At 73.4% G+C, this 13,123-nt stretch carries 12 protein-coding genes; 7 read left to right on the forward strand and 5 right to left on the reverse strand.

Annotation, left to right across the window (positions count from 1 at the left end; translation table 11 throughout):
• Positions 1–25 precede the first annotated feature (25 nt).
• Positions 26–1,036: a carbohydrate-binding protein gene (locus tag G3I54_RS22780; RefSeq protein WP_164616726.1), complete on the forward strand. Its 1,011-nt coding sequence runs from the start codon at positions 26–28 to the stop codon at positions 1,034–1,036.
• A 100-nt stretch (positions 1,037–1,136) separates the two neighbouring features.
• Here G3I54_RS22780 and G3I54_RS22785 read toward each other — a convergent pair whose 3' ends face one another.
• The 3 genes from G3I54_RS22785 to G3I54_RS22795 all read right to left on the reverse strand — a co-directional run bounded on the left by G3I54_RS22785 (position 1,137) and on the right by G3I54_RS22795 (position 4,307).
• The gene (locus tag G3I54_RS22785) at positions 1,137–2,063 is read right to left on the reverse strand and encodes a 1-phosphofructokinase family hexose kinase (protein WP_164616727.1); all 927 of its coding nucleotides are present in this window, start codon (positions 2,061–2,063) and stop codon (positions 1,137–1,139) included.
• Between the two features lie 157 nt (positions 2,064–2,220).
• Positions 2,221–3,378 (reverse strand): N-acetylglucosamine-6-phosphate deacetylase, encoded by a 1,158-nt coding sequence (nagA, locus tag G3I54_RS22790; RefSeq protein WP_164616728.1) that lies wholly within the window; start codon positions 3,376–3,378, stop codon positions 2,221–2,223.
• A complete protein-coding gene (locus tag G3I54_RS22795) occupies positions 3,378–4,307 on the reverse strand; it encodes an ROK family protein (protein ID WP_164616729.1) in 930 nt (309 codons plus the stop codon). The genes nagA and G3I54_RS22795 overlap by 1 nt, the downstream gene beginning before the upstream one ends.
• 390 nt (positions 4,308–4,697) lie before the next feature.
• On the opposite strand from G3I54_RS22795, the gene G3I54_RS22800 reads away from it, so the two are divergent.
• Both G3I54_RS22800 and G3I54_RS22805 read left to right on the forward strand, forming a co-directional pair.
• Positions 4,698–5,975 carry an extracellular solute-binding protein gene (locus tag G3I54_RS22800; RefSeq protein ID WP_164616770.1) on the forward strand — a complete coding sequence of 426 codons (1,278 nt, stop codon included), beginning with the start codon at positions 4,698–4,700 and terminating at the stop codon, positions 5,973–5,975.
• Between the two features lie 44 nt (positions 5,976–6,019).
• A complete protein-coding gene (locus G3I54_RS22805; RefSeq protein WP_164616730.1) occupies positions 6,020–6,343 on the forward strand; it encodes a DUF3263 domain-containing protein in 324 nt (107 codons plus the stop codon).
• A 104-nt stretch (positions 6,344–6,447) separates the two neighbouring features.
• Here G3I54_RS22805 and G3I54_RS22810 read toward each other — a convergent pair whose 3' ends face one another.
• A complete protein-coding gene (locus G3I54_RS22810) occupies positions 6,448–7,128 on the reverse strand; it encodes a phosphotransferase (protein ID WP_164616731.1) in 681 nt (226 codons plus the stop codon).
• Between the two features lie 186 nt (positions 7,129–7,314).
• Between G3I54_RS22810 and G3I54_RS22815 the strand changes: the two genes are divergently transcribed.
• The 4 genes from G3I54_RS22815 to G3I54_RS22830 all read left to right on the forward strand — a co-directional run bounded on the left by G3I54_RS22815 (position 7,315) and on the right by G3I54_RS22830 (position 11,395).
• A complete protein-coding gene (locus tag G3I54_RS22815) occupies positions 7,315–8,694 on the forward strand; it encodes a carbohydrate-binding protein (protein ID WP_164616732.1) in 1,380 nt (459 codons plus the stop codon).
• Between the two features lie 170 nt (positions 8,695–8,864).
• The gene (locus tag G3I54_RS22820; RefSeq protein WP_164616771.1) at positions 8,865–9,725 is read left to right on the forward strand and encodes a carbohydrate-binding protein; all 861 of its coding nucleotides are present in this window, start codon (positions 8,865–8,867) and stop codon (positions 9,723–9,725) included.
• Positions 9,726–9,898: 173 nt separating this feature from the next.
• Positions 9,899–10,408 carry a SigE family RNA polymerase sigma factor gene (locus tag G3I54_RS22825; RefSeq protein ID WP_164616733.1) on the forward strand — a complete coding sequence of 170 codons (510 nt, stop codon included), beginning with the start codon at positions 9,899–9,901 and terminating at the stop codon, positions 10,406–10,408.
• 87 nt (positions 10,409–10,495) lie between these two features.
• Positions 10,496–11,395 carry a hypothetical protein gene (locus G3I54_RS22830; RefSeq protein ID WP_164616734.1) on the forward strand — a complete coding sequence of 300 codons (900 nt, stop codon included), beginning with the start codon at positions 10,496–10,498 and terminating at the stop codon, positions 11,393–11,395.
• 15 nt (positions 11,396–11,410) lie between these two features.
• Here G3I54_RS22830 and G3I54_RS22835 read toward each other — a convergent pair whose 3' ends face one another.
• Positions 11,411–13,102, reverse strand: coding sequence for a bifunctional 3'-5' exonuclease/DNA polymerase (locus tag G3I54_RS22835; protein WP_164616735.1), 1,692 nt, complete (start codon positions 13,100–13,102; stop codon positions 11,411–11,413).
• Between the last annotated feature and the right edge of the window lie 21 nt (positions 13,103–13,123).

Below are 13,123 nucleotides of genomic sequence, written 5' to 3' on the forward strand. Positions count from 1 at the left end.
CGACATGGTGAGGAGTGACCCAGGGATGACGGCCGGAAACAACGGCGCGAGCAAGCCCGAGGACGACGATCCGTTCGGCTATCTGTACGCGGACGGACAGGCGGCAGGCGCCCAGGCGCCCGGCCAGGGCGGCTACGGCTACCCGGGTCCGGCCGCCCAGCCGGGCGTGCCCAGAACGTCCTACAACCAGGTGCGTGCCGTCGGCGAGCGCCAGTACGGCCAGCAGCAGGTGCCGCAGCAGCAGGGCGGGTACGGCTACCCGCCCCAGCAGCAGTACGGCCAGCCCGCGCAGCAGTACAACCGGCCGAACCCGCAGTACGCGGCCCCCGAGACCTACCCCGGCGGGGCACAGGGCGGGCAGCCTCCGGCGCAGGGCGGCCACGGCGGCGGCCCGGGTCGCGGCGGTCCGAACACGAAGGCGCTCCTGATCGCGGCGGTCGCCGTGGTCGCGGTCGTCCTCATCGGCATCGGCGCCGCCCTGCTCACGGGCGACGACGGCGACAAGGACGACAAGAAGGACGAGGCGTCCTCCTCGCAGGGCTCCGCGGGCCAGGTCGAGGAGTCCAAGAAGCCGGAGAAGAAGCCCGAGGAGACCCCCAAGCCGGTCGAGCTGCCGAAGCAGGACGCGGCGACGCTGACGCTGGGCGGCACCGCGGCCCTGGACTCCACGGTCAAGGGCGCCAAGGGCGCGAACGGCAACTACATCAACCTGAACGAGGTCGGCCGCTCGGCCACCTGGTCGGTGGAGGTGCCCGAGGCCGGGGCGTACACCCTGTACGTGACCTACGGCGTGCCCGGCAAGGACGCGAAGACGACCCTGACGGTCAACGACCAGGAGCCCCGCTCCATCAACATGGAGAACTTCGCGCACGCTCCCGAGGGCGACCTGGAGAAGGGCTGGACGAACACGTTCGCCTACGTCCAGCTCGACAAGGGCGCCAACACCCTCAAGCTGTCCTGCGAGACGGGCGACGAGTGCGACGCCAATCTCGACCAGCTGGAGCTGAAGTCGGGCCACATCAAGAAGAACGGCTGACCGCGAGAAGAACGACAGGCTGGAAGAAGAACGGCTGACCCGGAAGAAGAACGGCCGGCCGCCACGCTCCGTACGTACGCCCTGATCACCGCCCAGGTGGTCAGGGCGTCGGCGTGTGCGGCTCCACGGTGACGCGCGGCAGCAGCTCCGCGTAGGCCGCCGCGTCGAACTCGCCGGCCGTCGGCGCCAGCACGGTCGCCGTCGACAGCGCCACCGCCCGGGCCAGGCGCTCCGGCCAGTCGAGGCCCTCGGCCAGGGCGGAGAGCAGCCCGGCCACCGCGGAGTCGCCCGCGCCGGTCGGGTTGCCGCGTACGGGGGCGGGCGGGGCGGCCCGCCAGACGCCGTCCGGGGTGACGGCGAGCACGCCCTCCGGGCCGAGCGACGCGATCACGGCGTGCGCCCCGCGCCGGCGGGCGTCGCCCGCCGCGCGCAGCGGTTCGCGGGAGCCGGTCAGCTGGGCCAGCTCCTCCGCGTTCGGCTTGACCAGGTCGGGGCGGGCGGCGATGCCCCGGCGCAGCGGTTCGCCGCTGGTGTCCAGGAGGACGGGCACGGCGGCGGCCCGGGCGATCCGGACCAGTTCCGCGTACGCCCCGACATGGATGCCGGGCGGCAGGCTGCCGCAGAGCGCGACCGCGTCGGCCCCGGCGAGCAGCTCCTCGTACGTCCGCAGGAAGGCGGCCCATTCGGCGGGGCTCACCTGCGGTCCGGGCTCGTTGAGCTGGGTGGTGTCGCCGGTCGAGCGGTCGATGATCGCCAGGGTGCGGCGGGTGTTCCCGGCCACGGGCACGAGGGCGTCGCGCGGCGGGAGCGGGGCGAGGAGGCCGCGCAGGACGTCTCCGGTGGCGCCGCCGACGAAACCGGTCACCACGCTTTCGTGGCCCAGCGCGCCGAGCACCCGGGCGACGTTGAGGCCCTTGCCGCCGGGGCGTTCGGTGACCTCGCCGACCCGGTGGCTGCCGTGCGGGACGAGCGCGTCGACGGTGTACGTCACGTCGAGCGCCGTGTTCAGAGTGACGGTCAGGATCACCTGCCGGCCCCTCCCTCGGTGCATGGCCCAGTGGTGCGCGCGTCCGGGCGACGGCACGCGATTCCGATGATCATGTCAAAGCGGTGGCGGTCGGCCCAGTCCCGCGGGCCGACCGCCATCTCTTCGTTACGTGCGTCGCGCGGCCCGGCGGCCGGCCTCAGGCCGTCTTCGGCTCGATGATCCACTCGCCCCGGCGCATGACGCCCTTGAGGACGAAGTCCTCGTCGAGGACCACCAGGTCGGCGTCCTTGCCCGCGTCCAGCGAGCCGACCCGGTCGTAGACGCCGAGCAGCCGGGCCGGGTTGGCGGAGATGGACCGGACGACGTCCTCGACGGGGATCTCGTCGAGGGTGACGGCCCGGCGGAACGCGGTATCCAGGGTGAGCGTGGAGCCGGCGATCGAGCCGCCCTCCACCAGCCGGGCCACCCCGTCGGTGACCTCGACCGCGAGCGGGCCGAGCTGGTACCGGCCGTCGCCGAAGCCGGCGGCGTCCATCGCGTCGGTGATCAGCGCGACGCGGCCCGCGCCCTTGTGGCGGTAGGCGAGCTCCAGGACGGCCGGGTGCAGATGCGTGCCGTCGTTGATCAGCTCGACGGTGATCCGGTCGTCCTCCAGCAGGGCGGCGATCGGGCCGGGCTCGCGGTGGGCGAGCGGCGGCATCGCGTTGAACAGGTGCGTGGCGACGGTCGCGCCCGCGTCGATGGCCTCGACGGTCTGCTCGTACGTCGCGTCCGTGTGGCCGATCGCGGCGATGACCCCGTGCTCGGCGAGCAGCCGTACGGAGTCGATGCCGCCGGGCAGCTCGGTGGCCAGGGTGAACATCCGGGCGGCGCCGCGCGCGGCGTCCAGCAGCTTGCGGACCTCGGCCGGGTCCGGGTCGCGCAGCAGCTCCTCGCTGTGCGCGCCCTTGCGGCACGGCGAGATGAACGGGCCCTCGAAGTGGATCCCGGCCAGGTCGCCCTGCTCGACCAGCTCGGACAGGACGCCCGCGCGCCGGGCGAGGAAGTCCATCTCGCCGGTGACGGTGGAGGCGACCATCGTGGTGGTGCCGTGCTCGCGGTGCGTACGGATGCCGGTGAGGACCTCGTCCACGGTGCCGGAGGTGAAGGACGCCCCGCCGCCGCCGTGGTTGTGCATGTCCACGAAGCCGGGGACCACCCAGTGGCCGCTGAGGTCGATGATCCGGGCGCCCTCCGGTGCGGTACCGGCGATCCGGGTGCCCTCGACGGTCACCCGGCCGTCCTCGACGGTGCCGGTGGGAAGCACCACCCGGGCGCCGGCGAGAACGGTGCTGTCTGCTGCGCGTCCGGCCATCAGGCGGAAACCTCCGTGGAGAGTAGATCCCAGGCGAGCAGCCCCGCGCCCAGGCATCCGGCGGTGTCCCCGAGGGCCGCCGGGACGATGTGGGGCAGCTTCTGGAACGTGACGCGTTCCTCGACGGCCGCACGCAGTGGTGTGAACAAGGTTTCCCCGGCTTCGGCGAGACCGCCACCGATGATGAGCGTGCCCGGGTCGAGGAGGGTGAGCGCGGTGACGAGCCCGGCGGCGAGCGCGTCGATCGCGTCCTGCCAGACCCGGACCGCGGCCGGGTCGCCGGACTCGACGGCCTTCGCGCAGTCCGCGGCGTCCGCCCCGGGATCCCCGGAGGCGGCGGCCCAGGCCCGGGTCACCGCGGCGGCGGAGGCCAGCGTCTCCAGACAGCCGCGCTGGCCGCAGCTGCAGTCGGGGCCGTCCGGGCGGACCACGATGTGGCCGATCTCGCCCGCGTCCCCGTGCGCGCCCGCCTCGATGCCGCCCGCGATGCCGATGGCCCCGGCGATCCCGGTGCCCAGCGGGACGAACAGGAAGCGGTCCGCGCCTCGCCCGGCCCCGATCCGGCCCTCGGCGAGCCCGCCGGTGCGGACGTCGTGGCCGAGGGCGACCGGGACGCCGAGGCGCTCGCCCAGCAGGGCGCGCAGCGGTACGTCGCGCCAGCCCAGGTTCGCGGCGTACACCGCGACGCCCTTCTCGGCGTCGACGATGCCGGGCACGGCGACCCCGGCGGCGACGGCGCTCTCGCCGAGGTGCTCCTCGCCGTGGGCGCGCAGCTCCGCCGCGAACGCGAGGATCGACTCGACGACCGCGTCGGCGCCGCGCTCCCGGCCGGTGGCCCGCCGCGCCTCGTGGAGGAGGGTGCCGTCGGTCCCGACCAGTGCGGCCTTCATTCCGGTGCCGCCCACATCGAGGGCGATGACATGTCTCACGGAAGACAGTTTCGCCCGCCGACCCCCAAAAGGTCTAGTCCACTAGCGCGGTTTGTTGCGGACGCATACAAAATGATGAACGCGTGAAGGTGGACCCTTTTGTGCCGTAAAGCGACTAATGGGCAACCCGGATCGGGGAAATCCGGACCAAAGGTCTGGACCAAGATACGGTGTGGGGGTCTCGACTTCCAGTGTCCGCACGCCAGTTGTGGCTCCCAGGGCCCGTATACGTTGCCGAAGCGATACTCCGGTGGTGTAGACCGCCGGTTCGGCAATGGGGGAAAATCGCAGTTCGTCCGGACGGTGTCGGACAGGGGGCAGTGCCGCGGCCGGACAGGGGGTCGGGGGCGACGCCGACGCACCGTTCGTGAGATGGCTGAATCAATGAGGATGGGCGAGGCTGTGCAGCGGCGCTTTTTGGGTCTGACCGCGGTGGTGGCCGCGCTGGGAATGACGGCAACGTTGTCGGGCTGCGGCGGTGACACCGGCTCGGGCGACGTCACGCTCAAGCTCGTCGCCGCCGACTACGGCACCGGCCCGGAGAACAGCTCCGAGAAGTACTGGAGCGGGGTCGCGTCGGGCTTCGAGAAGGAGCACCCCGGCATCAAGGTCGATGTCACCGTCCTGTCGTGGAAGGACGTCGACCGCGAGGTCGCCGAGATGGTGAAGGCGGGCAACGCCCCGGACATCGCCCAGATCGGCGCGTACGCGGACTACGCCAAGGCGGGCAAGCTCTACACCGCCGACGAGACGCTCGCGATCCGCACCGCGGCGAACTTCCTCCCGTCGCTCACCGACGCGGGCAAGGTCAACGGCACGCTCTACGGCCTGCCCTTCGTCGCCAGCACCCGGCTGCTCTTCTACAACCAGAAGCTCTTCGACCAGGCCGGCCTGGACGCCCCCGAGACCTGGGACGACATCCGGAACGACGCCACCGCGCTCAAGGCGAAGGGCGTCGACTACCCCTTCGCGCTGCCGCTCGGCCAGGAGGAGGCCCAGGCCGAGACCCTGATGTGGCTGCTCAGCGGCAACGGCGGCTACACCGACGACGTCGGCTCCTACGACATCGACTCGGCCGAGAACGTCGCCACGTTCCGCTGGCTGCGGGACAACCTCGTCGGCAAGGGCCTCACCGGGCCGGTCGAGCCGGGCAAGCTGGACCGGGCGAAGGCGTTCGAGGCGTTCACCGCGGGCAAGGTCGGCATGCTCAACGGCCACCCCACCCTGATGGACGAGGCCGAGGCCAAGGGCGTCAAGGTCGGCATGGTTCCGCTGCCCGGCGCCGACGGCCCGACCAAGGGCTCCATGGGCGTCGCCGACTGGATGATGGGCTTCAAGGAGAACGGCCACCGCCAGGAGATCGGCAAGTTCCTCGACTACGCCTACTCCGACGAGAACGTGCTGGAGTTCGCCGAGGAGTACGACCTGCTCCCGGTGACCGGCAGCGCCTCCGCCGCGATGGAGACCGACAAGAAGCACAAGAAGCTGCACGAGTTCCTGGCCGCGCTGCCCAACTCGACGCTGCCCCCGTTCGGCAAGACGTCCTGGGCCACGGTCAGCGACGCGGTCAAGAAGAAGATCGGCGGCGCGGTCGCACCGGGCAGCAACCCCGAGAGCATCCTCGGGGAGATAGCCGCCGAGGCGACACGGGCCGAGGCCGCCGAGTAGCGGTCCGGCGGCCGGTGTCGGGGGTGGGCATTAGGTTGGTTGATATGACCGCCTCCGACCCTGCCCCCGACACCGAGCAGCCCGATTCCCCGGCCGTGGATTCTCCGGCCGGGGATGTCTCCGCCGTGCCTGTGCCCGGTGCGGACGAGCTGTCCGTACGGGACCGGGCGCTGCTGGCCCTGGAGCGGCGGTCCTGGCCGGGGCCCGGGGCGAAGGAACGGACGATCCGCGAGGAGCTCGGGATCTCGCCCGTTCGCTACTACCAGCTGCTGAACGCGCTGATCGAGGACGAGCGGGCGCTGCGGGTGGACGCGGTCACGGTGAACCGGTTGCGGCGGGTGCGGGACGCGCGGCGCGGGCGGCGCTGAGCTCGGGCTTTCGGGGGCTCCGCCCCCGGGCCCCCGCTCCTCAATCGCCGGAGGGGCTTGAACGGCCCCCGGAGCCGCTTGAAGGCCCCCGGAGGGATCACGTTCTACGGGGTGCAGCCGATCACCAGGTCCACCGCTCGGTCCAGACAGCCGCGTTCGTGGTCGGTCAGGTGCGGGTTCGCCCGTTGGCGGGTGCGGGCCAGGGCCAGGTCGGTGGCCGACGTGCCGCCGTCGTCGTCGAGTTCCGCCAGGAGCGCCGCCAGCAGCGGCCGTACGTCCGCCCCGGCCGGGAGCGACGGGTCGAGCGCGATCCGGGCCAGGATCAGCGCCGACATCGCGCGGTCGAGGCCGGGCGGGCCCTCCGCCGCGGTGGACCAGTCGATCACCACCGCGCCCTCCGCCGTCAGCACCACGTTCTCCGGATGCAGGTCCAGGTGGAGCACGCAGTCCTCCGGGTTCGCCGAGACCCGGGGCGGTATGGCGTGCAGGTCACGCAGCAGCCGGGCGAGCAGCGCAGCCGCCTCGGCCGCCTCCAGCCGCCCCGCCAGCAGGGCCTCGGCCAGGGTCGGGCCGCTCAGCCGCTGGAGCACCAGGTCCGTGGGGCGGGCGCCCTCGGCGGGCGGACCGATGCGCGGTACGGGAAACCCGAAGGCGCCCACGTACGACATCACGGCCAGCTCCTCCGTGGTGTCGGTGCGGTCCCGGTAACGGCGAAGGACCCAGGAGCCGTCGAGTGCGTACACGTCGGCGGTGCGTCCCGAGCCCAGAAGTTGCCCTGTGTGCATGAGGGCGAACCTACCCGGGCGCCCCGCCGAAAGGGAGACGGCTTCCGGCTTCGCCCCATAACGCGGAGGGAGGGGGGTGAACGGGATCTCCTGCGCCGGGTGCCGCCGCCGCTACGGTTTCGGCAATTCCCTGGTCCGTACCAACCCCCGCCGGACCCGGACACCCCCTGAACCAAGGAGAGTTACGTGGAGAGAACCACGCTCCGCAGACGCGCCCTCGTCGCCGGCACCGCCACGGTGGCCGTGGGCGCGCTCGCCCTCGCCGGGCTGACCGGCGTGGCGTCCGCCGACCCCGCGGGCACCACCGCCCCGCCGGTCTCCGCCGACAGCCTGTCGCCCGGACTGCTGGCCGCCATGGAACGCGACCTCGGCCTGGGCGCGGACGACGCGCGCGGCCGGATAGCCAACGAGTACCGCGCCGCCGCCGTCGCCGCCGGGCTGGAGAAGTCCCTCGGCGCCAGCTACGCCGGAGCCCGGGTCAGCGGTGCGAAGGCGGCCCTGACCGTCGCCACCACCGACGCCTCCCAGACCGCCCGGATCACCGAGGCCGGGGCGAAGGCCGAGGTCGTCGGCCACAGCCTTGACCGGCTCGAAGGGGTCAAGGAGGCACTCGACAAGGCCGCGCTGCGCAAGGCGCCCAAGGACGTGCCCGTCTGGTACGTCGACGTCGAGGCCAACCGGGTCGTCGTGAACGCCGCGAGCACCACGGCCGGAGCGGCGTTCCTGAAGACGGCCGGCGTCGACAGCGGCCTGGTCACCGTCGCCCGGTCCGCCGAACAGCCGCGCGCCCTCGCGGACCTGCGGGGCGGCGACGCGTACTACATGAACGGCTCCGGCCGCTGTTCCATCGGCTTCTCGGTGAAGCGCGGCACCCAGAACGGCTTCGCCACGGCGGGCCACTGCGGACGGGTCGGCACCACCACCAACGGCTTCAACCAGCAGGCTCAGGGCACCTTCCAGGGCTCCACCTTCCCCGGCCGCGACTACGCCTGGGTCGCCACCAACGCCAACTGGACGCCGCGTCCGCTGGTCAACGGCTACGGGCGGGGCGACGTCACCGTCGCCGGCTCCACCTCGTCCGTCGTCGGCGCCTCGGTCTGCCGCTCCGGCTCCACCACCGGCTGGCACTGCGGCACCATCCAGCAGCTCAACACCAGCGTCACCTACCCGGAGGGCACCATCTCCGGCGTGACCCGCACCAGCGTCTGCGCGGAGCCGGGCGACTCCGGCGGCTCGTACATCTCCGGCAACCAGGCGCAGGGCGTCACCTCCGGCGGCTCGGGCAACTGCTCGTCCGGCGGCACGACGTACTTCCAGCCGCTCAACCCGCTGCTCCAGGCGTACGGGCTGACCCTGGTCACCAGCGGTACGCCCACCGACCCGCCCACCACGCCGCCGACCGACCCGCCCACCGACCCGCCGGGCGGCACCTGGGCGGCCGGCACCGCGTACGCCGTCGGGGCCACGGTGACGTACGGCGGAGCGACCTACCGCTGCCTCCAGGCGCACACGGCCCAGCCCGGCTGGACCCCCGCGGCCGTTCCGGCGCTCTGGCAGCGGATCTGACCGCCGCCGCCCCGGCCACCCGTACGGGTGTCGGTCACCGGCACCCGTACCCGGGCCGGCCACCGACCGTCCCGCGTCACCGAGTCTCCCGAACCTCCTGAACCTCCGCCTTCCGCCTCCCCGCGCCGAGGCCCACCGAGGACTCCGAGGAAACTGTCATGACCCCACAAATGGACAACGCGACCCCTCACGACCCGAACGCGTCCGACGAGGCGTCGGGCGACCGGCGGCGGATCAGCCGCAAAGGCCTCCTGAAGGCCGCGCTCGTCGCGAGCGCCGCGCCCCTGCTCGCCGGAGGGGGCGTCGCCCTCGCCCGGGACGCCGCCTCCACCGGGAACGGGCCGCTGGCCCCCACCCCGGAGTGCGACGACGGCGACGACACGACGCCGCCGCAGATGGAGGGGCCGTACTTCAAGCCCGACTCGCCGCACCGCACCAGCCTGGTGACCCCGGGCACCCCCGGCATACCGCTCACCGTGAGCGGCCATGTCTTCGGCCGGGCCTGCCGGCCCGTCTCCGGGGCGCTGCTCGACTTCTGGCAGGCGGACACCAACGGGGCGTACGACATGGCCCGGTTCGCCTTCCGGGGGCACCAGTTCACCGGACCGGACGGGTCGTTCAGCCTCACCACCGTCGTGCCGGGCCTCTACCCGGGCCGTACGCGCCACCTGCATGTGAAGGCGCAGGCGCCCGGCGGCCGCGTCCTCACCACTCAGCTGTACTTCCCGGACGAGCCGCGCAACAACACCGACGCCCTGTTCGATCCGGAGCTGCTGATGAACGTCCGCAGCGCGGGGAACGGGCGCCAGGGCACCTTCGACTTCGTCCTGGACGTCGCCCAGACGCCGGGCCCGACCGATCCGCCCACCGATCCGCCGACCGAGCCGGGGGCCAGCTGGTCGTCCGGCACCTCCTACCGCGCGGGTGACCGCGTGACCTACGGCGGGGTCGCCTACCGCTGTCTGCAGGCGCACCGGGCCGTTTCGGGCTGGGAGCCGCCGAACGTCCCCGCGTTGTGGGAACGCGGGTAGACGACAGGTACAGCGAGCGCGCACCACCGCCCGCGCCCCGTTCACGCCGTCCGGCGCGTGAACGGGGCGCACTTCTGTGCCGAGAAGTTTCCTCGGTCCGTCCGAAACATTTGCCCGGCCCCGTCGCGTCATACAGGTGGAAGGGCGGAACGGATGGACGGACGGGGGAGGGTATGAAGGCGTCGCGGACCGAGGAGTTCAGAGTGTTCGCGGCCGGCCGGGCCGGCCATCTGTTCCGCTCTGCCTGCCTGTTGACCAGCGGCGATGTACATCTCGCCGAGGATCTGGTGCAGGAGACCCTGAGCCGGATGTACGTGCTGTGGGGCCGGGCCCGCCGGATCGACAACCCGGCGGCGTACGCGCAGACCGTGCTCGTGCGGACCTTCCTGACCCACCGGCGACGGCGCTCCGCGAGCGAACGCCCGCTGGCCGAGCTGCCCGAGGGCGCTCCGGCCGACACCGACGACCCGGCGCTGCGGATGACGCTGCTCCAGGCCCTGTCCCGACTGGCGCCCAAGGACCGCGCGGTCGTGGTGCTGCGGTACTGGGAGGACCGGAGCATCGAGGAGACCGCCGCCGCCCTCCAGGTCAGCCCCGCGGCCGTACGGACCCGCTGTGTGCGGGCGCTCGGGCGGCTGCGTGAGCTGCTCGGCGGCAGCATCGCGGAGTTCGCCGCCCGCTGACTTCGGCGGCCTGACGGCCGCCTGCCCAACCGGCCCCCGCGGGGCCGTCAACTGTCGAGCACCCCGAGCGAGAAGTGGTGGTTCCCCATGCCCAGCGAAGACGAGCTGCCGTTCGAGGACGGCCTCGGCACGGAACTCCGCCGTGCCGGAGAGACCTTCGAACTGTCCGGCCGCGCCGCCCTGGTGGACGGTGCGCTGGAAAAGGGCCGGCGCACCGTGCGCCGCCGCCGGACCGCCGCCGTGGCCGGAAGCGTGCTGACCCTCGCCCTCATCGGCGGCGGGGTCACGTTCGCCACCGGGCAGCTGGGCGCTTCCGGCGACGGGGCGAACGTCGCTAGCAGCGGCCCGATCGCGCAGACGGCCGCCCCCACGGACGCCGCCGCGGACGCCGCCCCGCCCACACCGACGGCAGCGCCCACCGACGCCGCGACGGCCGACCCCTCGCCCTCGGACGCGCCTGCGGCCACCGGCGCCGTCACGGGCGGTTCGCGCACCGGCGAGCCTTCGCCGGACCCGGCCTCGCGCGGAACGCACGACGCCGGGCAGCCGGCTCCGCCGCTCGACTACACGCTGCTGATGCCGACCTTCCGGGCCCTGCTGCCCGAGGGGCTGACCGTGAGCGACGAGACGGACAGCGGCGGCGAGTTCGCCTCGGTCGTCGTCGACGACGGCAAGGGCCGTTCGCTCGTGCAGATCAATGTGCAGCCCGACATGCGGGACGTCGCCGACGATCTGTACGGCGACGCGACCACCCGGCCCGACGGCACCCTGCTCGCCACCTCGAAGTCGCCCGGCGAGAAGGGCGGCGCGGGCGTCGTCATGTGGACGGCCGACACCATGCGCCCCGACGGCATGCGGGTCGTCGTCTCAGCCTTCAACTCCGGCGAGCAGTCGACCGCCGCCACCCGTCCGGAGCCCGCGCTCACCATGGACCAGCTCATCGCCCTGGCGATCAGCCCGGAATGGCCGAAGCTCCAGCAGCGGTAGTTCGCGTCGCGGGTGTCACTTGGCGTCCGCGTACCGCTCCACCACCGCCGTGGTGAAGGGGAAGCGCACCGGCGTCCGTCCGAAGGCGGTCCGCCCGGCCAGCTCGCCCGCCGCGCGGATCGCCTCGGCGACGGCCGCGGTCTCCTCGGCCGGGCAGTGCACGATCACCTCGTCGTGCTGGAAGAACACCAACTGCGCCCGCAGCCCCTGCTCGAAGAGCGTCCGGCGCAGTGCGGCCAGGAGCAGCAGCGCCCAGTCGGCCGCACTGCCCTGCACCACGAAGTTACGGGTGAAGCGCCCCCGGGCCCGTGCCGTACCGCCGCCGGACCCGGACCCGGCCCCGGCGCCCCGGTCGTCCTCCGGATCCTCCTGCGGGATGCCCGCCTCTTCGTCCTGGCCGGCCAGCGCGACCGGCGGGCTGGTCCGGCCCAGCCAGGTCCGCACCACCCGCCCCTCCTCGCCCGCCCGCGCCGCGTCGTCGACATAGGCGACGGCGAGCGGGAAGCGGCGGCGCAGGGCGGCCAGGTTCTTCAGGCCGTCGCCGGACGTCTGGCCGTAGATCGCACCGAGCAGCGCCAGCTTGGCGTGTTCGCGGTCGCCGGAGAACGCCCGGTCGGACAGGGCCTTGTAGAGGTCGCCGTCATGACCGGCCACCTCCATCAGGCCCCGGTCGCGGGAGATCGCCGCCAGCACCCGGGGCTCCATCTGGTCGGCGTCCGCGACGACGAGCCGCCACCCCTCGTCGGCGACGACGGCCTGCCGTATCACCTTGGGGATCTGGAGGGCCCCGCCGCCGTTGGTCGTCCAGCGGCCGCTGACCGTGCCGCCCGGCTGGTACTCCGGGCGGAAACGGCCCTCGCGCACCCAGTCCTGGAGCCAGGACCAGCCGTGCGCCGTCCAGATCCGGTAGAGCTTCTTGTACGCGATCAGCGGCTCGACCGCCGGATGGTCCAGCCCTTCCAGCTCCCACCGCCGGGTCGACTTCACCGGGATCCCGGCCTGCGCGAACGCCTTCACCACATCGGCGGGCAGATCCGGGCGCACGCGCCTGCCGAACGCCGCCGACACCTCGTCCGCCAGCTCGGCGAGTCTGCGGGGCTCGCCGCCGCCCGCGTACCGCTCGCCGAGCAGTCCGTTCAGCAGCTCCCGGTGGACGTCGGCACGCCAGGGCAGCCCGGCCCGGTGCATCTCGGCGGCCACCAGCATCCCCGCCGACTCCGACGCGGTCAGCAGCCGCATCCGGTCCGGGTGCTCCGCCGCGTCATGGCGGCGCACCTGGTCCGCGTAGACCCGCAGCAGCCCTTCGAACGGCACCCCGGTCCCCGACGACGGCTCGAACAGGGAGGACTGCGCGCCCGGTTCGGCGGACCGGGCGGGCGGGTCCGGGGGCACCGGGCCGTTGTCCAGCCGGGCCAGCGCGGCGGCCGCCGACCGGGGCTCGCCCAGCCGCCCGGCGTGCCCGAGCAGCAGCAGTTCGGCGCACTCGATGTCGTAGCACCGCTCGACCCGGACCCCGGCGGCCAGCAGCCGAGGGTAGATCCCGGCGGTCGACCGCCACACCCAGCGCACCACATCGGGGCGGGAGCGGACCGCCTCGACGAGATCGGGCTCGGCGACGACCGGACCGGCGGGCGTGCCGTCCCGCCCCAGCGGCGCGAGCAGCGCCCCGCCCCCGTCCGCGGCCGCCACCGCCCACCGTTCGGTCATGGACGCGAGTCTGGCACCCGC

It is taken from the genome of Streptomyces sp. SID14515 (genome assembly GCF_010548505.1).
GTDB lineage: Bacteria > Actinomycetota > Actinomycetes > Streptomycetales > Streptomycetaceae > Streptomyces > Streptomyces caviscabies.

Coding starts and splice junctions, on each gene's coding strand:
- G3I54_RS22800 (WP_164616770.1), top strand. CDS start 4,698: ATGGGCGAGGCTGTGCAGCGGCGCTTTTTGGGTCTGACCGCGGTGGTG.
- G3I54_RS22805 (WP_164616730.1), top strand. CDS start 6,020: ATGACCGCCTCCGACCCTGCCCCCGACACCGAGCAGCCCGATTCCCCG.
- G3I54_RS22825 (WP_164616733.1), top strand. CDS start 9,899: ATGAAGGCGTCGCGGACCGAGGAGTTCAGAGTGTTCGCGGCCGGCCGG.
- G3I54_RS22820 (WP_164616771.1), top strand. CDS start 8,865: ATGGACAACGCGACCCCTCACGACCCGAACGCGTCCGACGAGGCGTCG.
- G3I54_RS22835 (WP_164616735.1), bottom strand. CDS start 13,102: ATGACCGAACGGTGGGCGGTGGCGGCCGCGGACGGGGGCGGGGCGCTG.
- G3I54_RS22830 (WP_164616734.1), top strand. CDS start 10,496: ATGCCCAGCGAAGACGAGCTGCCGTTCGAGGACGGCCTCGGCACGGAA.
- G3I54_RS22780 (WP_164616726.1), top strand. CDS start 26: ATGACGGCCGGAAACAACGGCGCGAGCAAGCCCGAGGACGACGATCCG.
- nagA (WP_164616728.1), bottom strand. CDS start 3,378: ATGGCCGGACGCGCAGCAGACAGCACCGTTCTCGCCGGCGCCCGGGTG.
- G3I54_RS22810 (WP_164616731.1), bottom strand. CDS start 7,128: ATGCACACAGGGCAACTTCTGGGCTCGGGACGCACCGCCGACGTGTAC.